Raw genomic sequence first — 21,838 nt, 5'->3', positions numbered from 1 at the left:
TTTTTTTACTCAAGCGGAAGCGGAACTGGAACTTCGATTGAAGGCTGTGCTCCATCTCCTCCTCCAGACCAAATATGTGGTACAGTGCCTTGAACAAGACCTATTGCAACAGGAATATATTGTTCAACCGTTGATGTCGAAGAAGCAAAAGGAATGATAATTTGTACGTTTACCCTTACTTTTATACCTACTTCTACTTTCGCACTATTGATACCGAATTCTTGTATATTGGAAACCACGTCACTACTAACATTCCCAATGATATGAAAACGGATTGGAATTTTAGGTCCGAGATTACCAATAATCGGGAGGTTTAAAGCTTGCCCCAACGGAACAAAAAATACAATACCATCTCCTGCTTCCATGCTTCCTACATCATATTCTACATTATCTAATTCAGGAAGATGGCTTAAATTACCTTGTTCTGCTTGTTGTAAATGTTCTTTTACTAATGAAACCGTTTCTGCTCTTACTTTATTAATAATTTCAGTGTTAAACTTTACTGTAACCATTTGATTTTCACCAGGCATATTTTCTATAACATCATTTACATCCATTACATCAGATGTACCTGCACTAATAGCTCTACTAACAACATGGGAAGCAATTTTAAATGTTTGTACCTCTGCATAATCTAAATAAGTTGGCAATAATTTTTCATTAATATAAACGATAAAGAATATTAAACATGCTACAAAAAATATAAGGAATATGGCAAGACGATTCGATCTTCCAAAATTTCGCCTATTTAATCTCCTGTTATTTCGGCGAGAAAACATAACGCTATTTCGACGAGAAAACAAAAAATCTCCTCCTATTCTATATATTTATGAATAGGAGGAGTTATCTATTCGACATGCGAAATGTATTCTGTTTCAATTTTATTAACAGACAGTTCAGGGTACTCTTCTAAACTAATTATGTAAGTAGATTTTAGCATAGTATTGTTTTCTTCAAAAATTCGAATATACGGTCTTGCAGAGTTGTTCATATTTTGTTTTGCCACGATTCCTCTTCGTCCATCAGATAGTAATACGATTGTACCATTTGAAAAGTGCACAACGCTCCGTTTAAACGCATCTACAACACGCTGATCAAACATTGTTCCGCTTCCAGCCTCAATGATTTCAATCCCTTGTGAAGGTAACATTTTTTCACGATAAACCCGGTTGGATGTAACAGCATCAAATACATCTGCAACAGCTATTATCTTAGCAAATGGGTGTATTTCATGGTCGACTAGCCCTCTTGGATACCCACTTCCATCCAATCGTTCGTGATGTTGAAATGCACAATGGGCAACAAGTAGAGATATAGAGTGCAAGTTTCTTAATATATCAAATCCAAACCGTGCATGCTCCTTCATGATGTCAAATTCTTCATTCGTTAAATGCCCCGGCTTCATTATTATATTAGTAGGAACTTGTAATTTCCCAACATCATGTAGCATTGCGCCAATACCAATTAATCTTAAATCATCATATTTATAGCCAAGCTCTTTTGCTATAGCAATGGAATATAATGTTACCTGGAAGGAATGTTGATATAAATATTCATCATATAGATAAGAGTCTGTAAGTACCGTCAACATTTCATTACTATTTAATATGGATTCAAGTAAATTATCAACGAGCATTTTTATTTCATTAGACTGCTTGTCTAAAACATAGGATACATCTTTACCTTCAATCCCTCTAAGCTTTTTAAACGAATCTTTAATCACTTTAACAACTTCCAAACGTTTTTCAGGAGCAATTAACTCAGAAACCTCAATACCTTGAGAGAGCTTGTCATCGATGTACAAATACTTAATGTTTAGTTGTCTTAGTCGATTAATAATCGGTATGCTAATTTTCGCATCTTTTTGCAATAGAGGTAGACCTGCCTCATTCCAAATCGTTCTGGCTACTACCATTCCAGGTTGAAGCGCATCGATTGATATTAGTCTCATGCTGCTTTTGCTCCGTTTCATTTTAACTATTACGAATAGTTAAATGATAAAGATTCAGCAATAAATTGTCAATTAAAGATATTTTTCTCCAAAATTTGCTAAAACATCTCGTAGAAAAAGCGGTAAATAATATTTTTTCTTTGCACGTTTGAAAGTTGGAAAGAAATACCCGAATGTAAACATATCTAATGTAGCTAGACGATAGGTTTTATCTAGGTCTGCAATTTTATTATCCACTAACAATTGGTTTTTTTCATTTAATGAGAGTTTATATAGTAACATCTTGCCAAAGATTGTTCCTCTAAAACCGAGTCCTTTTAATTCAAGAAGGGGCCAATCTTCATTTGCTGACTGCAAGTATACTTCCTTCAATTCTCTACCGCTTATTTCTATTACACATGCATTGATAGGATGGGGAAGTATTTTATGAAGGTCATATTTAGTTACAATTCCCTTTGGCAGCCCATCTAAAAAGATACCTGCATTAAACATGGCACAGTCTGCATCTGTATAATCCATTAAACACTTTGCAAACAAACGAGAAATTTGGGAATGATGGAACCATTCTTTATTGTAGCTTTTCATTGTTTCAAAAACTGGTTGTTTAAGCAATTCTTTACCTTGGTTATATAATGAAGCAACAAAGGATGATTCCCCTTCAATTTCAGGTAATAAAGCATTTTCTACAACGATTTCTTCTTTTTTAATGACTTGTCGTTTTTGATGATCAAATTCAATTGTTAAATGGCCTGTATAGGCTCCAAATTTCCCGCAGCCAGTTAATAAAACATTATTAATCATTTTACCCTCTAGAAATAAATGATGGGTATGTGAACCGAAAATAACGTCTATTTCAGAACATTCATTTGCAAGTAACTCATCTTCAGTAATTCCTAAATGGGAGAGGCAAAAAATCACATCTACTTCATGCTGTATTTCACTTACGATTTTTTTTATAACTTCTCTTGGCTCCTTAATCTCCCAATTTAGTTCATCATAAAAAACAGTAAATACAGCAGTTGCACCAATTACCCCAATTTTTGTTCCATATTTCGTTGTTAAAATTGTATATGGTTTTATCCATTGTGGATCAATCCCATTTTTCACCTTCAAATTGGCAACAACGACTTCAAATTCAGCACGATCGTAAAGATGATATAAATCTTCAAAGGACAAAGTTATTCCTTCGTTATTCCCAATCGTTACAACATCGTACTCCGCTTTATTCAATAACTCGATATTGCCCTGTCCTAACGTTGCTTCTGTATAAATATTAGAACGATCAAGATGGTCACCAATATCTAATAAAAAGCTTGGTTCTCCTAATCTTGCAAAGGCCTTTCTTTGCTCTTTAATATAATATTGCATGCGAGGCCAATACTCGAAATGGCTATGTACATCATTCGTGTGAAATATATGAATTGTTTCGATCATGTCCGTCACCATCTTTCAATTATCAATCAATATTGTTAAAATAAACCATCGTAAATGCTACGTATACCTAATAGCAATAAAATAATTCTAAGAGCAAAAACAAGTGTTTCTGATTTCATTTTCTTGTTTAAGGAAGCACCTATCTTTGCTCCAATATATGCACCAATAATGACTGGTATTGTATAAATCCAAGGAACATTTCCTAAAGTAATGTGACTAGCAGAATTGACTAAAGAAGATAAGAAAACTAAAAACATGGAAGTTGCTACAGCCACATGAGGTGGAAATCTAAATAATAATAGCATGGCTGGAACAATCATTGATCCCCCACCAATTCCAAACAAGCCTGAACAAAAACCAACAATAAAGGTTAGAGCTATGGCAAACCAAATTGGATATCCATAAATATGTTCGTTTCCTTGAAGGTCTACGAAATGTCTTTTTGTACCGTGCTCCACAAACCAATTTACCGGATTTAATTTATCTCTTATTAATAAGATTGTCGATAAAATAATTAATAATATCCCAAAATACAAATTAAACGAAGGCAGATCTAAAAACTTATTCACCCAAGCGCCAAACATTGTACCCGGAATACTACCGATAAAAAAAATTACCCCACTTTTATAATCAACCGTTTTCGACTTCATATACGATAGAGTTGATGAAAGTCCAGTAAATATCATCATGATGACCGATAAACCAACGACTGTTTGAGGTGTTAAATCGGAAATAAATCCTAGTGTGATACCAAAAAATAAAGTTGCTGGGACTAATATAACCCCTCCACCTAAACCGACAAGAGATCCGATAATTCCTGAACAGAGTGCAATGATTAGTAATATTACATATTCCATTTAAAAGTCTCCTTCAAACATATTTAACTGCTTAGGTGATAAATTGCTATATTCAATATTTAGCATTTCCATTATTCTTTTTGCATTTTTTGCAGCGTGATGCCCCGAATTATTATTAAACAGTACAAAAACATCTCTGGACTGCTGTTTCAATTCAAGTATGACATTTGCAATTTCTTCAAGTTCTTCTTCATTATAATCATATAAAAAGCGAACTTCTCTCCAATTTTGGTTGTTCCCAGCATTTCGCCAACCATGAATATTTCTCCCGTGTATACGTAATAAGACCGCTTCCTTTGATGTAGCTTTACCTACTAAAGGAATGGAACCACTGCCTGCTTGTGGCTCATCACATACGGTATGGATAAGTTCGTTTTCTTGTAAAAATTTGAACATTTCGCCTCGATTTTTTTCTAAATACCAAGACTGATTTCGAAATTCGATGGCAATCGGAAAATCCGTTAATTGCTGTTTAACATAACGTATATATTGAACATTTTTATTTTGACAATCAAACCATGGCGGAAACTGTACTAAAACCATGGCAAGCTTACCTTGCAATTGAAAGCCTCTTGCACATTCTTTAAATGCATTAAACATGTCATTACGCGACTCAAAGGGAAGCTCATCTCTTAAGTGCCCCGTGATACCTTGATAGGCTTTTAAAACAAATTTAAAATTCGAAGGTGTATCATTACACCATTTTTCAACGCTCTTTAGAGATGGAATTCCATAAAATGAAGTGTCCACCTCCACAACAGGGAAATGTCCGCTGTAATCAAACAATTTATCTCGACTTGTTGAAAGCTCGCTATATAAAATTGGATGGTCACCCCAGCCAGTAAGCCCAATATAAATCAAGCTCCCCACTCCTTTTTTATTATGATAACATAGTTAAAATTTAGAATTTCATGAATTTATTAATATTGCCACATTTATGTAAGAAAAAAGCGAGCTAGCTTAATGCTAACTCACTTTTAAAAGTTTTTCCAATTTCTTATTTTATAAAATTTAAAGAAATTATATAGGAATTTTCAAACTGTTATTGAATCTATATTTTAAGGGAGGAATATAAATGAATGATGATAAGTGGATCGGTTTTTTACTTTTAGGAATGATCATTTACACAGGAATAATGGTTTATTTGTTTGAGTATAGAGCATTTATAGGTTTCCAGATAAACTTTAGTATCATTATTGGATTATTAGTCATAATGATTATAAAACATGATAAAAGATAGAATCCTTCTAAAAGGATAACATCTACAGCTTGATTCCAACACTAAAAGATAAAAGATTAATCATTTTTATCTCGAACTTGATTATAAATCTTGAGATAATCGAATCATATCTCTACATTGTATACCGTTTTCGAAAATCTCTTCCGGATAGTGCCTAGTAAAAAAATCAGTATCAACACTAACAATTCTAAAACCACATTTTTGGTAGAGGGCTAATTGTCCAATGCTTGAATTTCCAGTTCCGACTTCTATGGTTCTGAATCCTTTTAACTTAGCCATTTCAATTGCATTCATTACTAGTTGTTTCCCCAACCCTTTACCCTGCTGAGTTTCGATTATTGCAATATTCACCAATTCCACCGTTTCAGGTCTAGTCGGCAGTAGTACATAGACCCCAATCAGTTGATTATCACTTTCCGCTACAAAGCATTCTCCTCTTTGCAAATATTCTTCAACGATGACTCTAGAAGGATCAGCTAATAACAATAAATCTATTGGAGGCTCTTCATCTATTTTTAGTTTACGAATAAACATAATACTTTCCCCTAAAAAATAACTTTACTTTTTCTTCAATTTTACCATTTCTTTTTGAAAAAACCTGCTATTTTATTTAATAAATTTCAAGTCAAGGTAAGGGTCACCTTTACCATTTTAGAAATCGGCAAATAATGAACTTGGCTCGTAACAAAAATAAGAAAAACCCTTGATAGACAAGGGTTTTTCGTTAATTATCCGATACTACCTTCCATCTCAAACTTGATTAATCTGTTCATTTCAACAGCATATTCCATTGGAAGTTCTTTTGTAAATGGTTCGATGAAGCCCATTACGATCATTTCAGTTGCTTCTTGTTCTGAAATACCACGGCTCATTAAATAGAATAATTGTTCTTCAGATACTTTTGAAACTTTTGCTTCGTGCTCTAAAGATACGTTATCATTTAAGATTTCGTTGTAAGGGATTGTATCTGAAGTCGATTGGTTATCAAGAATTAAAGTATCACATTCGATATTTGAACGTGCACCTGTTGCTTTTTTACCAAATCGTACGATACCACGGTAAGTTACTTTACCACCTTGTTTAGAAATCGATTTAGATACGATTGTAGAAGATGTATTTGGTGCTAAGTGAATCATTTTTGCACCTGCATCTTGGTGTTGACCTTTACCAGCAATCGCAATCGATAATGTCATACCACGTGCACCCTCACCTTTAAGGATACATGCTGGATATTTCATTGTAAGTTTAGAACCGATATTACCATCAACCCATTCCATCGTTCCGTTTTCTTCAACAACAGTACGTTTTGTCACTAGGTTATATACGTTATTTGCCCAGTTTTGGATCGTTGTATAACGGCAATATGCATCTTTTTTAACGATGATTTCAACTACTGCAGAGTGCAGTGAGTTTGTTGTGTATACAGGCGCTGTACATCCTTCTACGTAGTGTACACTTGCACCTTCGTCAACAATGATTAATGTACGTTCGAATTGACCCATGTTTTCTGAGTTAATACGGAAGTATGCTTGTAAAGGTGTTTCTAATTTAACACCAGGTGGTACGTAAATGAATGATCCCCCAGACCAAACAGCTGAGTTTAATGCAGCAAATTTGTTATCTGAAGATGGAATTACTGTACCCCAATATTTTTTGAAGATGTCTTCATTTTCACGTAATGCAGAATCAGTATCTTTGAATACGATACCTAGATCTTCAAGGTCTTTTTTCATGTTATGATATACTACTTCAGATTCATACTGAGCAGAAACACCAGCTAAGTATTTTTGTTCAGCCTCTGGAATACCTAATTTATCAAATGTAGCTTTGATTTCTTCAGGTACTTCATCCCAAGATTTTTGAGTTGCTTCAGATGGTTTTACATAATAAGTAATCTCATCAAAGTTTAAAGCTGAAAGATCGCCACCCCATTGTGGCATCGGTTTAGAGTAGAAGATTTCTAACGCTTTTAAGCGATAGTTTAACATCCACTCAGGTTCATTTTTCATATTTGAAATTTCTCGAACGATTTCTTCAGTTAATCCACGTTTTGAACGGAAAACTGATACGTCCTTATCATGGAAACCGTATTTATAATCGCCGATTTCAGGCATTTGCTTTGCCATTTTTTCTCCTCCGTTCAAACTTTTATTTTGATTCTTCTTTTACACCTTTCTCCATTGCTTTCCAAGCCAATGTTGCACATTTAATACGTGCTGGGAATTTTGAAACACCTTGAAGTGCTTCTACGTCCCCTAGGTCATATTTATCATCATAGTCTTCGCCTAGCATCATTTTCGAAAAAATATCCGCTAATTCAAGTGCTTCTTCTACTTTTTTACCTTTAATAATATCTGTCATCATCGATGCAGATGACATTGAGATTGAACAACCTTCACCATCAAACTTTGCATCTTCAACGATTCCATTATTAATTTTCAAGGTAAGATGAATACGATCCCCACAAGTTGGGTTATTCATATCAATTGTAACGCTGTTTTCTTCAAGAGAGCCTTTATTACGAGGTTTCTTATAATGATCCATAATAACCGAGCGATAAAGTTGATCTAAATTATTAAAAGACATCGTTAAAATACTCCTTCGCGCCCTTCAACCCTTCAACAAGACGGTCAATATCTTCTGTATTGTTATACATATAGAAGCTTGCTCTTGCTGTTGCAGTACATGTTAACCATTTCATTAATGGTTGCGCGCAATGATGACCTGCTCTTACTGCAATACCATTCATATCTAATACAGTTGCAACATCATGTGGATGTACGCCTTCTAAGTTGAATGTTATTAATCCACAACGTTTCTTAGGATCACGTGGACCATAAATTGTTAGGCCTTCGATTTTTTCCATTTCACTCATTGCATATTCTACTAATTTATGTTCATGTTCAGCAATTTTATCTAAGCCAATCTCTGTGAGAAAATCAATCGCAGCACCTAACCCAATTGCTCCAGCAATGTTTGGTGTACCGCCTTCAAATTTCCAAGGTAGTTCCTTCCATGTTGATTCGTATAAATCAACAAAGTCGATCATTTCACCACCAAATTCAATTGGCTCCATTTCTTCTAAAAGCTGTTGTTTACCATATAGTACGCCAATTCCTGTAGGACCACACATTTTATGTCCGGAGAAACCTAAGAAATCAACATCTAAATCTTGAACATCAATCGGCATATGCGGCGCGGCTTGAGCAGCATCCACAACGATAATCGCATCATGTTTATGTGCAATCTCTGCAATTTCCTTAATTGGATTAATCGTTCCTAGAACATTAGACGCCATTGTAATAGCTACAATTTTTGTTTTGTCTGTAATAGTTTTTTCAACAGTTTCAAGAGTAATCGTTCCATCTTTTTCTAGTTCGAAATATTTTAAAACTGCCTTTTTCTCTTTGGCAAGCTGTTGCCAAGGAATTAAGTTTGAATGGTGTTCCATGTATGAGATGACAATTTCATCACCTTCATTAATATTTTGTCTGCCATAAGCAGAGGCAACTGTATTAAGGGATGTTGTTGTACCTCTTGTGTATATAATTTCTTTAGTAGATTTGGCATTTATAAACTTACGGATTTTTTCACGTGCTCCTTCGTAGGAATCCGTTGCACGATTACCAAGCGTATGTACACCGCGGTGCACGTTAGAGTTATCAAAATCATAATACTTTCTTATAACGTCTAACACTTGAACTGGTTTTTGTGAAGTAGCAGCGCTATCAAGGTAAACGAGCGGATGCCCGTTTACTTCTTGATTCAAAATCGGAAAATATTTTCTAATTTCATTCATTAGCGAACTTTCCCTTCGATTACCTTCGTCAATTGATCTTTAACACTTTCAATTGGAAGGCTGGAAACTACTGGCGCTAAGAAACCATGAATTATTAAGCGCTCAGCTTCTGTTTTCGAAATACCACGGCTCATTAAATAATAAAGCTGAATTGGATCTACACGGCCAACTGATGCAGCGTGACCTGCCATTACATCATCTTCATCAATTAATAAAATTGGGTTGGCATCTCCACGAGCTTTTTCAGATAGCATTAACACGCGTGACTCTTGTTCTGCATTTGATTTAGAAGCACCATGTTCAATTTTCCCAATTCCATTGAAAATTGTTTGAGCAGCTTCTTTCATAACACCATGAGTTAAAATGAAGCCTTCAGAATTTTTACCCCAATGGCGAACTTCAGTTGTGAAGTTTTGTTTTTGTTCACCACGACCAACAACTACAGTTTTTGCATTTGCTGTTGAACCATCACCAACTAGATGTGTAATGTTTTCTGAAATCGTATCTGAATCGTTCATCAAACCTAAAGCCCAGTCTAATTTTGCATCACGAGCTAGGTACCCACGACGGTTTACATAAGTCGTAAAGCCTTTTGCTAAAACATCAACAGTACCAAATGTCACTTGAGCATTATCTAAAGCTAAAACCTCTTCAATAATGTTTGCTTGCCCACGAGATTCACCTACTGTTGATACATAAGTTTCAACATACGTTACTGCTGAATTACTATCTGCAACAACTAATACGTGGTTGAATAGAGAAGCTTCTTCATTATCGTTAATAAATACAACTTGAAGCGGTTTTTCTAATACAACATTTTTCGGAACGTATACAAATACCCCACCGTTTACTAAAGCTGCATGATAAGCAGTTAATTTATGTTCGTCTACTTTTACAGCTTCAGTCATGAAATACTTTTTCACTAAATCGCTGTGTTCACGAATAGCAGTTTGAATATCTGTAAAAATAACACCTTGTGATTTTAATTCCTCAGAAACTTTAAGGAATGATGGAGTGTTATTGCGTTGAATATATAAGTTTTCTTGACCTTCTATATCGATAATTGTTTTTACTTCTTCAGAAAGTTCATCAAGAGATGCAAAAGGTGCACTTTCAACTGTATGAACTGGGAAATCTAAGAAGTTCCAATTTGTAATATTTGTTTTGTCTGGTTTTGGCATTGGTAGTTCAGCCGCTTTTTCGATTGCAGTAGCACGTAAATCAGTAAACCATGATGGTTCATTGTTGTTTTTTGAGAACGAGCGTACTTCCTCAGCTGATAACGCCAATTTTGTTTCAACTGTCATTTTAATCCGTCCTCTCTTATGCTTCTTCTGTTACCGCGTCTGTATCTTCAATACCTAGTTCTTTTTTAATCCAGTCGTAACCTTCAGCTTCTAAACGTTGAGCTAATTCAGGACCACCTGATTTTACAACGCGACCTTGCATCATAACATGTACATGGTCAGGAGTAATGTAGTTTAATAAGCGTTGATAGTGAGTGATTGCAAGACAACCGAATCCTTCCCCGCGCATTTCATTAATACCTTTAGCTACAACTTTTAAAGCATCTATATCAAGACCTGAGTCAATTTCATCTAAGATAGCAAATTTTGGCTTAATCATCATTAATTGAAGAATTTCGTTACGTTTCTTTTCCCCACCAGAGAATCCTTCATTTAAATAACGTTGAGCCATATCTTGATCCATTTCTAAGAAATCCATCGTTTTATCTAATTCACGGATGAATTTCATTAATGAAATCTCATCACCTTCTTCTCGACGTGCATTAATAGCTGAACGGATAAAGTCAGCATTTGTTACACCAGAGATTTCAGAAGGATATTGCATTGCTAAAAATAGACCAGCTTTAGCTCTTTCATCAACTTCCATTTCAAGAACGTTTTCGCCATCTATTTCAATTGTACCTTGTGTTACTTCGTATTTTGGGTGTCCCATAATTGCAGAAGCTAAAGTAGATTTACCTGTTCCGTTTGGACCCATGATTGCGTGTACTTCATTTGTATTAATCGTTAAGTTAACGCCTTTTAAAATTTCTTTGTCTTCAATTGATACATGAAGATCTTTAATTACTAGTGTAGACATTATTTTCCCTCCGTAATTGAACATTAAATGGTAGAACCATTACTAATTTATTATCATTCTAATCTTAACCGAAAACATCGAGTCATGCAAAACATTTATTCTGCAATGAATTTTAAACGATAAAAACCAATAAAATTAAGATAATGATGATTATTTTTTGCTTTTTCCATAAAATATTGTAGTAAAAAAGTCGAATCGTTCATTTTCAATAAAGAATTTCTAATTGAGAATGTATTTCATTATTCTATTTTATTCTTTATTTTATAACCTTCCCAAACATATGTCTTGTTTTAAGTGCAATATATTTACTATACCCGAAAATAAGTAAATATTATCATGCTGAACATGTTGCATGTTTATGAAAAACCTACCGAATTTCAAAATTAGCAGAATGTTATATGTAAAAAGGACAATCTAAGTGAATTGCTTGTATATAAAAAAGAAAGACCCATCAATAATGGATCTTTCTTTCATTATTTATAGCGTAAATTTTGCTAACCTTTTTTGCAAATCCTCTGCAAGATTTGCTAATGCTATAGATGCACTCGTTATTTCTTCCATTGACGCTAATTGTTCATCTGATGTTGCAGCAACATTGCTCGAATTATCGGAAGTTATTGCACTCAGATTTGTCATTTCTTGAGCTTGATTTACAACATTATATACTTCTTTTTCAATTTTACTCGATACAATTGAAATATTACTTACTTGTGTTTTTACTTGTTCAACAGCTAAAAGAATTTCATTAAATGTCATTTCCGTATTAGATGTGATTTTTAATCCATTATTTACCCGTTCTTTGACATCATTAATGGACTTTACTGTTTTTTCCGTATCATCTTCAATTTGTGATGCAATCTGATTAATGTTGGAAACTAGATTTTTCGTTTGATCTGCTAATTTTCTTACCTCTTGGGCAACCACTGCAAATCCTTTTCCAGCCTCACCGGCTCTAGCAGCTTCTATAGCAGCATTTAGCGAAAGTAAATTCGTTTGTTCTGCTATTTCTGTAATTTGTGATAATACTTGTACAATCATTTTAGTTTGATTATTTAACGTAACTAATGCGCTATCTGTCTCCACAACAGATTCGTTAATTCTATTCATTTGTAATACTGTTTCTTTTACAAACTGGGATCCTTGTATTGTTTTTTCACTTGTAGAAACAGATAACTTTTCCGCTTCAATAGCATTATTCGCTATTTCCTCAACAGCAGATTGACTTTCTTTAGCTGAATGTGCAGATTCTTTTGACATAATGGACTGTTTAACTGCACCATTTGAAACCTCTTGAATTGATGCAGAAATTGACTCTGCACCTCTCATTGTTTCATCTGCACTCGCCATCAATTGTTCAGCAGAAGCTGCAACTTGATTTGAGCTATCATTTACATGGAGAAGCAATTCTCTTAAATTGTTTGTCATATTGGTAAATGAATTTTGCAATGAGGCTACTTCATCTTTACCTGTTGCCTTTTCAAGTTGAATCGCTAGGTTGCCATTAGCTATTTCTTCAGCATTACGTGTTAAATTACTAATACGGCCAATGATCCGATTTAAAATAATGACGACAACAGAAATTCCACTGATTAAAAGTACCGCAACTAATATGATTGATATGATCATAATGCTATTAATTTTATTTTGTAAGTCTAGCTGCATCGTTTGATATTGAGTTGTTATATTGCGTTTTAATTCAATTACATCATTAAGGACACCTTTTGTTCGGAACGATTGCTTTTTAATTTCCGCTTGATTATTCTCATCTATTGCCTTAGTTGCTTTCGTTGAAATATCTTGATATTTTTGAGAAATCTTTTCTGCATATGCTTGCTGTTCAGAAGTTTCAAGTGATGGCGCTAATTCCTCATAAATGGTTTTCATTAATTTCAAATCTTCTTCAATATCATTTTTATTACTTTCTGAAATATTTAAAGCGTACACACTTAAGGATTTTTGAAGGCTCTTTGCTGAACTATTTAATTCTTCTACCTTTACGAGTGAATTCACAATCTCCTCTGTGGAAGATTTCAATGTCGCTAATTGACTAATATTAAATCCAATAATACAAGCAGAAAGCAATAATGGAATTATCGATATAAGTAATATTTTTTGTTTTAATTTCATTTACTCTCCGCCTTACTCTGTTATAGAAATATTACCATTAGATATTTTTTGTTTTTGTTGTTCAAGAATAGACTGTTCTTCCTCTGTAAGCTGAATTACCCGTATAGGTGCTAGTGCAACTCCATTTTCTTTTAATCCTAACACTTTATTTTTTTCAGCAATTGAACCAGTCTCAACTAGTTCTTTTACTGTGTCATAAATTGCAATATCTACTTGTTTCACCATAGAAGAAACAACCGACTTCTCTGCTAAATAAAACTGATCACTGTCTACACCAAAGGAATACACCCCAGAACGTTGAGTTTCTAATAAAACTCCAACACCTGTAAAGCCTGCTGCAGGATAAATGAAATCAGCTCCATTTACAATCATTTCTTTTGCAATGTTTCCTCCTAATTTGTCATCTCCAAATGTCCCGGCATATTCTGTCATAATTTGTGCTTCAGGATTAACAGCTTTAACACCTTTTATAAAACCTTGCTCAAACTTATGTATAATTGGGGCATCTTCACCACCAACAAATCCAACTGTATTTGTCTCAGTCTTCAAACCTGCTAATACACCTATTAAAAAAGAACCCTCATCCTCTTTAAATGTAATATTATTTACATTCGATAATTCAGATTGAGAATCAATTAATAAAAATGAGGTATCAGGATATTTCTTTGCTACTTTTTCAAGTGCTTCTTGGATAGAAAAGCCTAGTCCAATGATAAGATCATTTCCTTGTAGGACTAATTCTTCAATTCCTTGTTCATAAGTACCGGATTCTTCGAGTTCTCTATAATCAAAAGAGATATTCAATTCATCACGCGCTTTTTCTAAACCTGCAAATCCCAGGTCTGAAAATGATTGATCACCTAACCCTGCATCCGAAAGCATAATACCAACCTTTAATCTTTCATTCCCTAAAGTTGAATCACTAGTTGAACAAGCTGAAAGTATTAGTGCACAAAGAGTGAACAAAAATAATAATTTATTCTCCTTCATTAAAAATCACTCCTATTTCCTATATCTTTGTTGGCATTTTTTAATATTAACATAAATCAATTTAACTATATTAGTATATTTTAAATCTTGATTCTATCGGTCTATGATGTAGGGGTGCTAATTGGTGGTTTTTGTGGGGTGGTGTTTATTGGGGTGCTGCATATATTACCTTTCTTTCGTAATAACCGCAAAAAAAGTAGCACAAACCTGTCTACACGGTTTGCACTACTATTTTTCACTTATCTTATTTAACTTTTGTAGCTAAAAAAGCATCAACGTTTGCTGCAACTGCGCGACCTTCTTTTATTGCCCATACAACAAGACTTTGACCACGTCTAGCATCACCTGCGGCAAATACACCTGGAACATTTGTTTCAAAATCTCTTAAAGAAGCTTTGATTCGATTATTTGTTACATTTACACCAAATGCTTCTGGCAGTGATTTTTCGACACCTTCAAATCCAATGGCTACAAATACATATTGTGCTGGCCAAACTTTTTCAGTTCCCGGTAATTCTTTAAAGAAATAGAAACCGTCATCACCTAGTATTTTTTCCATTTGAATAGTATGAAGCTCTTTTACATGACCGTTTTTGTCTGCAACAATTTTTTTCGTTTGAATACAATATTCACGCGGATCTTTTCCTTGAACAGCTTCAACTTCTTCATATGCATAATCAAGTTTATACACGTTTGGATCCTGTGGCCATGGTGTATCATCTGTTCTTGTGGCTGGTAATTGTGGATGTTTACCGAATTGATAAACTGAGCGACACTTTTGACGAATAGCTGTTGCAACACAGTCAGCACCTGTATCTCCACCACCAATGACAATGACATCTTTTCCTTTTACATCAATCGCATTTCCATCATTGAAATTGGAATCTAATAGGCTTTTTGTAACACCTGTTAAATAATCCATTGCAAGATGAACACCTTCTGCTTCGCTACCTTCAATGCGAAGGGCACGTTGCTTTTGAGCACCGATACATAAAATGACTGCATCATATTGTGCTTTTAGCTCTTGTGCAGAAATATCTTTTCCGATTTCAGTATTTAATACGAAGTCAATGCCTTCTTGACGAAGTAAGTTAACACGACGGTCAATTACTTCTTTTTCCAACTTCATATTAGGGATGCCATACATTAATAATCCACCAACTCGATCTGCTCGTTCATAAACTGTCACAGTATGGCCAAGTTGATTTAACTGATCTGCTGCTGCTAAGCCAGCTGGACCTGAACCAACAACCGCTACCTTTTGGCCGGTGCGAGATTCAGGAATTCTTGGTGTAATCCAATTGTTTTCAAAACCTTTATCAATAATAGAACGTTCAATAGACTTAATGGCTACTGCTGGTTCATTAATCCCTAATGTACAAGATCCTTCACAAGGCGCTGGACATACACGCCCTGTGAATTCTGGAAAGTTATTTGTCATATGAAGACGATCCAATGCTTCTTTCCATTGACCTTTATAGACTAAATCGTTCCATTCCGGGATAACATTTTGGATTGGGCATCCTGCAGCAGTCCCACGAATTTCAATTCCCATATGACAGAAAGGTGTTCCGCAATCCATACAACGAGCACCTTGCGTTTGTAATGCTTCATCTGACAGCCTTGTAGAATATTCATTCCAACTTTTTATACGAACTTGTGGAGGCTGTTCTTTCGTTTTTTCCCTTTTATACTCCATGAATCCTGTTGGTTTTCCCATGCTAGAACCCCCCTCTTATTTGGAAATGGCTAACTCTTTTGCGCCAGTTGTTTCAACAAACGCCTGCATTGCTGCTAGCTCTTCTGTTAATCCTTCAAATTTATGACGATTAATTTTTTCAATCATTGCTTTATAATCTGTAGGTACGACTTTGATAAATTTAGGAACAATTTGATCCCATTTCGCTAAAACATCCAGTGCTACTGTGCTATCTGTATGCTCTAAATGTTGAATTATCATAGCACGTACTAAATTAATTTCCTCTTTATCTGTTAATCTCTCAAATTGAATCATTTCCATATTGCATTTTTCTTTGAATGATTCTTCGTCTGTTGGTAGTACGTAAGCAATACCACCACTCATACCTGCTGCGAAGTTTTTGCCAACATCACCTAATACAACAACTCGGCCACCAGTCATATATTCACAACCATGATCTCCAATACCTTCTACCACTACATTTGCACCACTATTACGTACTGCAAATCGTTCTCCGGCACGACCATTAATATATGCTGTGCCGCTTGTTGCACCGTATAAGCATACGTTACCAGCGATTACGTTTTTCTCTTGCTCGCCTTTTATTGGTGCGATGGCAACTAATTTACCTCCAGATAAACCTTTACCAAAGTAGTCATTTACATCACCAACACAAGATAATGTCATACCTTTTGGTGCAAATGCGCCAAAGCTTTGACCTGCATGGCCATTGAATTTTAATGTGATCGTATTATCAGCCAAACCTACTTCACCATATTTTCTTGATATCTCACTACCGATGATTGTTCCAACAACACGATCTGTATTTTTAATTTCGTATTCAAGCTCAATTTTTTCTTTATTGTCAATGCTTTCTTCAACTTTTGGTAAAAGCTCGCGCATATCAAATGTTTCTTCAATACGTAAATCTTGATTAACTTGTTTTGTACGAGTACCTTGTACTTGATAAAGTAATGCAGATAAATCAAGTTGACCTGCTTTCCAATGAGATTTTGCACGGTCACTTACTGTTAATACATCTGTCCGCCCAACCATTTCTTCAACTGAACGGAAACCAAGCTTCGCCATATATTCGCGCATTTCTTCAGCTACAAAGCGCATATAGTTTACAATGTGCTCTGGTTTACCCATGAATTTCGCACGAAGCTCTGGGTTTTGAGTTGCAACACCAACTGGGCAAGTATCCAAGTGACAAGCACGCATCATGATACAACCTAGTACAATTAATGGAGCCGTTGCAAAGCCATATTCCTCTGCACCAAATAAAGCAGCCATTACAACATCTTTACCAGTCATTAATTTACCGTCTGTTTCTAAAGTTACTCGATCACGAAGTCCATTTAACATTAAAGTTTGGTGTGCTTCCGCTAATCCAAGCTCCCAGGGTAAACCAGTATGTTTAATTGAAGTTTTTGGTGATGCACCTGTACCTCCGTCATAACCAGAAATAACGATAACATCAGCGCCACCTTTAGCAACACCAGCAGCGATTGTTCCAACACCTGCTTTTGCAACTAACTTAACTGAAATTCGAGCATATCGATTTGAATTTTTCAAATCATAGATTAATTCCGCTAAGTCTTCAATCGAATAAATATCATGGTGTGGAGGCGGTGAAATTAAACCAACACCAGGAGTTGAGCCACGTACCTCTGCTACCCATGGGTATACTTTATTACCAGGTAATTGCCCACCTTCACCCGGTTTAGCACCTTGAGCCATTTTAATTTGTAACTCTTTTGCATTCACTAAATAATGAGATTTAACACCAAAACGACCTGAAGCAATCTGTTTAATGGAACTGTTTCGATTGTCACCATTCTCATCAATTTCGTAGCGCGCTGGGTTTTCCCCACCTTCACCAGAATTTGAACGACCACCAAGACGATTCATTGCGATTGCAAGCGTTTCATGTGCTTCCTTGGAAATTGATCCGAATGACATCGCACCTGTTTTAAAGCGTTTAACAATCGAATCAACTGATTCAACTTCATCTAAAGGAATCGGTTTTAAATCTTTTTTAAATTCTAATAGATTTCTTAAAAATCCTATACGTTCTTCATTTGCCATTTCAGCATACATTCTATATAAGCCGATATCATTTTTACGAGTTGCCCATTGTAATGTATGAATTGTTTTCGGGTTAAAGGCATGATGCTCTCCATCTGCACGCCATTGGAAATCACTACCTGATTCAAGCTCTTTACTTAAATTCATGGCTAATGCATGACGACGTTTCGCCTCTTCACCAATTGTTTCTAAATCGATTCCATCAATTTGAGAAGCTGTTCCTGTGAAGTGTTGATCAATTACTTCTTTACTAATACCAACAGCTTCAAAAATTTGAGCACCGCGATAAGATTGAACAGTCGAAATACCCATCTTTGACATTACTTTTACAACACCATCCGCAGCGCCTTTACGGTATTTTTTCACTGCGTCATGGTAGCTGAGCTCTAAATGTCCTTTTTCAATAGATTCACCAATCGTTGCATAAGCCAAATAAGGATTAATTGCATCGACACCAAAACCAATTAATGCTGCAAAGTGATGTACTTCACGAGCCTCACCACTATTTGCTATGATACTTGCTAACGTACGTTTTCCTGTACGAACTAGATATTGATGTAAGCTACTTACAGCAAGCAGAATCGGAATTGTCGGCGTATTTACATCCTCCAACTCATCAGATAAAACTATTAATGTTTTTCCAGCATCAATTGCTTTATCTACTTCAGCAAAAATTCTATTTAACTCATTTTCTAAAGATTGTGTAAATTCTAAAGAAATGATTACACTTTGGAAGTGTTTGTTTTCTATATTTACAATTTGCTCTAATTCATTATTCGTTAAAATAGGTGTATCTAAAAAGATTCTTCTCGCATTTTCACCATTAGGATGTAGTAAGTTACCTTCTGCACCTAGTAAAGTCATTGTTGATGTCACGATATGCTCACGAATTGAGTCAATCGGTGGATTTGTTACTTGTGCAAATAACTGTTTAAAATAATTAAATAGCGATTGTGGTCTGTCAGATAGAACGGCTAATGGAGAGTCGTTCCCCATAGAACCAATTGGATCTTTACCACTTGATGCGATCGGATGAATGTATTTATGAACATCTTCAAATGTATAGCCAAATATTTTTTGACGAGTAGTAAGCTGGTCAATTTCTTTTTGTTCTTCGTTTTTCACTTCTACCGTTACTTTATTTTCTTCTAACCATTCAGCATATGGCTCAGAAGCTGCCATTTGGCTTTTCAATTCTTCATCAGATACGATTTTACCTTGCTCTAAATCTACTAAAAGCATACGACCAGGGCTTAAACGTTCCTTGTATAAAACGTTTTCTTCTTCAATGTCAACAACCCCTACTTCTGAAGAAAAGACAATCATATCATCTTTCGTCACATAGTAACGTGCTGGACGTAAACCATTACGATCTAAGATTGATCCAATTTGTTTGCCATCTGTGAAACAAATTGCAGTCGGTCCATCCCAAGGCTCCATTAAATTCGCATGATATTCATAGAAAGCTCTTTTCTCTTCTGAAATATGAGGGTTTTCAGTCCAAGGCTCTGGAATTAACATCATAGCTGTATGGGCAGGTGTACGACCAGCTAATACAAAGAATTCAAAAGCATTATCTAGCATCGATGAGTCAGAACCTGAATTATCAACGATAGGTAATACCTTTTGTAAATCTTCACCAAAGGCTTCTGAAATAAAACGTTGTTCACGAGCTGTCATCCAGTTAATATTACCGCGTAAAGTATTGATTTCACCATTGTGTACGATATAGCGATTTGGATGCGCACGTTCCCAGCTAGGGAAAGTATTTGTTGAGTAGCGTGAGTGAACAATTGCAAAGGCTGACACAAAGCTTTCATCTTGTAAATCAATATAAAACTCACTTACTTCTTCTGGTGTAAGTAAACCTTTGAATACCATTGTTTGACTTGACATACTTGGACAATAGAATTTTTTATCATTTTCTTTCGCCCAAAATTCCGCTTGTTTACGGATTAAGTATAATTTACGTTCAAATGCTAACGAATCTTTAACATTATTTGCTTTTACAAATACTTGTCGAACAACAGGAGCAGTTGCTTTTGCTGTATCACTTAACATACTTTTGTTAGTAGGTACTGTTCTCCAGCCTATTAAACTCTGCCCAACTTGTTCAATCAGTTCATTAATTTTATTTTCAATAGAAAGTCTATCTTCTTCATTATCAGTAAAAAACAATTGTCCAACACCATATTCACCTTTGTTTGGCAATTGTAATTCGGAACAATTTAATTTATAAAAAGCATCTGGAATTTGAACCATTAGTCCAGCGCCATCACCTGTTTTGCCGTCGCCCCCACGTCCAGCACGATGATCTAATCGACATAACATTTCTAATCCGTTTTTTACAATGTCATGTGAAGCTTTTCCTTTAATATTTGCATAAAATCCTATACCACAAGCATCATGCTCAAAACTAGGAGAATAAAGGCCTTGTGCGTTCGGTAGTTTATGAAAAGTCATGATAACCCCCCCAAATCTTCTAAAATAGCGTATTTACATTGTACGGTTTTTAAATTAATATTAACAATATATACTTTGCATGGAATTAATCTATTTTTTAGATGAATGGGGTGGGAACGTTGGAATTAAGGCAATTAAGATACTTTGTCGAAGTTGCTGAGCGGGAACATATTTCAGAAGCAGCTGAACATCTTCATGTCGCACAGTCAGCTGTTAGTAGACAAATAGCAAACCTTGAAGATGAGCTTGGGACACCTCTATTTGAACGTGTTGGGCGAAATGTTAAACTTACGCCGATTGGTAAAATTTTTTTAGAGCATTCAGTATCTGCTTTGAAAGCGATTGACTTTGCAGTTAAACAAGTAGAAGAATATTTAGATCCTGCAAAAGGAACAATCAGAATCGGTTTCCCTACAAGTTTGGCTAGCTATGTATTGCCGACAGTTATTTCAGCGTTTAAAAGAGAATATCCTGATGTTTCTTTTCATTTACGTCAAGGATCCTATCGATATTTAATTGATGCTGTTAAAAATAGAGAGTTAAACCTCGCTTTTTTAGGACCAGTTCCACAAAAGGATGAAGTTTTGGATACAATGATTTTGTTTAGTGAAAATATCCATGCACTCCTTCCTGCGAATCATCCGTTAGCAAAAAGAGAAAAATTAAACCTATCCGACTTAAAAAATGAAGCGTTTGTTTTATTCCCGGAAGAATACATTTTAAATAAGGTTGCAGTGGATGCATGTAGAGCTGCTGGCTTTGTTCCAAATGTGACTTCTGAAGGAGAAGATCTTGATGCATTAAAAGGGCTAGTAGCAGCTGGTATTGGTATTACATTGTTGCCCGATAGTTCTTTAAATGACTCTACACCGCGCTATACAGTAAGAGTACCGATTGAAAACCCCAACATCACGCGTACTGTAGGTATTATTTATCCAAACAATCGTGATATGGCACCATCTGAACAAGTATTTTTGAATTTTATCAATTCTTTTTTCTCACGACTAACTCAATTCCGTTAAAATAAAATGAAAGCTCATTCAAAAACAAATGAGCTTTTTCCATTATAAAAAGAAAACTT

The 21,838-nt window shown here is 35.2% G+C and carries 17 protein-coding genes; 2 read left to right on the top strand and 15 right to left on the bottom strand.

Annotation, left to right across the window (positions count from 1 at the left end):
- Nucleotides 1–5: 5 nt before the first annotated feature.
- The 5 genes from yunB to CD30_RS04775 form a co-directional block, all read right to left on the bottom strand.
- On the bottom strand, nt 6–779 hold the full coding sequence (gene yunB / locus CD30_RS04795) for a sporulation protein YunB (protein ID WP_036173307.1): 774 nt from the start codon (nt 777–779) through the stop codon (nt 6–8).
- Nucleotides 780–847: 68 nt separating this feature from the next.
- Nucleotides 848–1,951 carry an HD-GYP domain-containing protein gene (locus CD30_RS04790; RefSeq protein ID WP_036173151.1) on the bottom strand — a complete coding sequence of 368 codons (1,104 nt, stop codon included), beginning with the start codon at nt 1,949–1,951 and terminating at the stop codon, nt 848–850.
- 72 nt (nt 1,952–2,023) lie between these two features.
- Nucleotides 2,024–3,385 (bottom strand): bifunctional metallophosphatase/5'-nucleotidase, encoded by a 1,362-nt coding sequence (locus CD30_RS04785; RefSeq protein ID WP_036173148.1) that lies wholly within the window; start codon nt 3,383–3,385, stop codon nt 2,024–2,026.
- A gap of 35 nt (nt 3,386–3,420) precedes the next feature.
- Complete coding sequence (locus tag CD30_RS04780; protein WP_036173145.1) at nt 3,421–4,242, bottom strand: sulfite exporter TauE/SafE family protein; 822 nt, start codon at nt 4,240–4,242, stop codon at nt 3,421–3,423.
- The gene (locus tag CD30_RS04775; RefSeq protein ID WP_036173142.1) at nt 4,243–5,103 is read right to left on the bottom strand and encodes a DUF72 domain-containing protein; all 861 of its coding nucleotides are present in this window, start codon (nt 5,101–5,103) and stop codon (nt 4,243–4,245) included.
- A 214-nt stretch (nt 5,104–5,317) separates the two neighbouring features.
- On the opposite strand from CD30_RS04775, the gene CD30_RS20285 reads away from it, so the two are divergent.
- Complete coding sequence (locus tag CD30_RS20285; protein ID WP_170215804.1) at nt 5,318–5,482, top strand: hypothetical protein; 165 nt, start codon at nt 5,318–5,320, stop codon at nt 5,480–5,482.
- A gap of 81 nt (nt 5,483–5,563) precedes the next feature.
- On the opposite strand, the gene CD30_RS04770 is transcribed toward CD30_RS20285, so the two are convergent.
- The 10 genes from CD30_RS04770 to gltB form a co-directional block, all read right to left on the bottom strand.
- On the bottom strand, nt 5,564–6,016 hold the full coding sequence (locus CD30_RS04770) for a GNAT family N-acetyltransferase (protein ID WP_036173140.1): 453 nt from the start codon (nt 6,014–6,016) through the stop codon (nt 5,564–5,566).
- Between the two features lie 194 nt (nt 6,017–6,210).
- Entirely contained in the window at nt 6,211–7,608 is a 1,398-nt protein-coding gene (gene sufB / locus CD30_RS04765) for a Fe-S cluster assembly protein SufB (protein ID WP_036173138.1), read from the bottom strand.
- A gap of 22 nt (nt 7,609–7,630) precedes the next feature.
- Nucleotides 7,631–8,068, bottom strand: coding sequence for a Fe-S cluster assembly sulfur transfer protein SufU (gene sufU, locus CD30_RS04760; protein ID WP_036173135.1), 438 nt, complete (start codon nt 8,066–8,068; stop codon nt 7,631–7,633).
- Nucleotides 8,058–9,281 carry a cysteine desulfurase gene (locus tag CD30_RS04755; RefSeq protein ID WP_036173133.1) on the bottom strand — a complete coding sequence of 408 codons (1,224 nt, stop codon included), beginning with the start codon at nt 9,279–9,281 and terminating at the stop codon, nt 8,058–8,060. The genes sufU and CD30_RS04755 overlap by 11 nt, the downstream gene beginning before the upstream one ends.
- Nucleotides 9,281–10,588, bottom strand: coding sequence for a Fe-S cluster assembly protein SufD (gene sufD, locus CD30_RS04750; protein ID WP_036173131.1), 1,308 nt, complete (start codon nt 10,586–10,588; stop codon nt 9,281–9,283). Before sufD ends, CD30_RS04755 begins: the two co-directional genes overlap by 1 nt.
- A 16-nt stretch (nt 10,589–10,604) precedes the next feature.
- Nucleotides 10,605–11,387 (bottom strand): Fe-S cluster assembly ATPase SufC, encoded by a 783-nt coding sequence (gene sufC, locus CD30_RS04745; RefSeq protein WP_036173128.1) that lies wholly within the window; start codon nt 11,385–11,387, stop codon nt 10,605–10,607.
- A 477-nt stretch (nt 11,388–11,864) separates the two neighbouring features.
- Nucleotides 11,865–13,514, bottom strand: coding sequence for a methyl-accepting chemotaxis protein (locus tag CD30_RS04740; protein ID WP_036173125.1), 1,650 nt, complete (start codon nt 13,512–13,514; stop codon nt 11,865–11,867).
- 12 nt (nt 13,515–13,526) lie between these two features.
- On the bottom strand, nt 13,527–14,504 hold the full coding sequence (locus tag CD30_RS04735; protein WP_036173122.1) for a BMP family lipoprotein: 978 nt from the start codon (nt 14,502–14,504) through the stop codon (nt 13,527–13,529).
- A 244-nt stretch (nt 14,505–14,748) separates the two neighbouring features.
- The gene (gltD, locus tag CD30_RS04730; RefSeq protein ID WP_036173119.1) at nt 14,749–16,224 is read right to left on the bottom strand and encodes a glutamate synthase small subunit; all 1,476 of its coding nucleotides are present in this window, start codon (nt 16,222–16,224) and stop codon (nt 14,749–14,751) included.
- A gap of 15 nt (nt 16,225–16,239) precedes the next feature.
- Nucleotides 16,240–20,757: a glutamate synthase large subunit gene (gene gltB / locus CD30_RS04725; RefSeq protein WP_036173116.1), complete on the bottom strand. Its 4,518-nt coding sequence runs from the start codon at nt 20,755–20,757 to the stop codon at nt 16,240–16,242.
- Nucleotides 20,758–20,876: 119 nt separating this feature from the next.
- Between gltB and CD30_RS04720 the strand changes: the two genes are divergently transcribed.
- Complete coding sequence (locus tag CD30_RS04720; protein ID WP_036173113.1) at nt 20,877–21,779, top strand: LysR family transcriptional regulator; 903 nt, start codon at nt 20,877–20,879, stop codon at nt 21,777–21,779.
- Nucleotides 21,780–21,838 lie beyond the last annotated feature (59 nt).

It is taken from the genome of Ureibacillus massiliensis 4400831 = CIP 108448 = CCUG 49529, assembly GCF_000772965.1.
Classification (GTDB): Bacteria; Bacillota; Bacilli; order Bacillales_A; family Planococcaceae; genus Ureibacillus; species Ureibacillus massiliensis.
This window is presented reverse-complemented; position numbering and strand designations above follow the sequence as displayed.

Coding starts and splice junctions, on each gene's coding strand:
- yunB (WP_036173307.1), bottom strand. CDS start 779: ATGTTTTCTCGCCGAAATAACAGGAGATTAAATAGGCGAAATTTTGGA.
- CD30_RS04790 (WP_036173151.1), bottom strand. CDS start 1,951: ATGAGACTAATATCAATCGATGCGCTTCAACCTGGAATGGTAGTAGCC.
- CD30_RS04785 (WP_036173148.1), bottom strand. CDS start 3,385: ATGATCGAAACAATTCATATATTTCACACGAATGATGTACATAGCCAT.
- CD30_RS04780 (WP_036173145.1), bottom strand. CDS start 4,242: ATGGAATATGTAATATTACTAATCATTGCACTCTGTTCAGGAATTATC.
- CD30_RS20285 (WP_170215804.1), top strand. CDS start 5,318: ATGAATGATGATAAGTGGATCGGTTTTTTACTTTTAGGAATGATCATT.
- CD30_RS04770 (WP_036173140.1), bottom strand. CDS start 6,016: ATGTTTATTCGTAAACTAAAAATAGATGAAGAGCCTCCAATAGATTTA.
- sufB (WP_036173138.1), bottom strand. CDS start 7,608: ATGGCAAAGCAAATGCCTGAAATCGGCGATTATAAATACGGTTTCCAT.
- sufU (WP_036173135.1), bottom strand. CDS start 8,068: ATGTCTTTTAATAATTTAGATCAACTTTATCGCTCGGTTATTATGGAT.
- CD30_RS04755 (WP_036173133.1), bottom strand. CDS start 9,281: ATGAATGAAATTAGAAAATATTTTCCGATTTTGAATCAAGAAGTAAAC.
- sufD (WP_036173131.1), bottom strand. CDS start 10,588: ATGACAGTTGAAACAAAATTGGCGTTATCAGCTGAGGAAGTACGCTCG.
- sufC (WP_036173128.1), bottom strand. CDS start 11,387: ATGTCTACACTAGTAATTAAAGATCTTCATGTATCAATTGAAGACAAA.
- CD30_RS04740 (WP_036173125.1), bottom strand. CDS start 13,514: ATGAAATTAAAACAAAAAATATTACTTATATCGATAATTCCATTATTG.
- CD30_RS04735 (WP_036173122.1), bottom strand. CDS start 14,504: ATGAAGGAGAATAAATTATTATTTTTGTTCACTCTTTGTGCACTAATA.
- gltD (WP_036173119.1), bottom strand. CDS start 16,224: ATGGGAAAACCAACAGGATTCATGGAGTATAAAAGGGAAAAAACGAAA.
- gltB (WP_036173116.1), bottom strand. CDS start 20,757: ATGACTTTTCATAAACTACCGAACGCACAAGGCCTTTATTCTCCTAGT.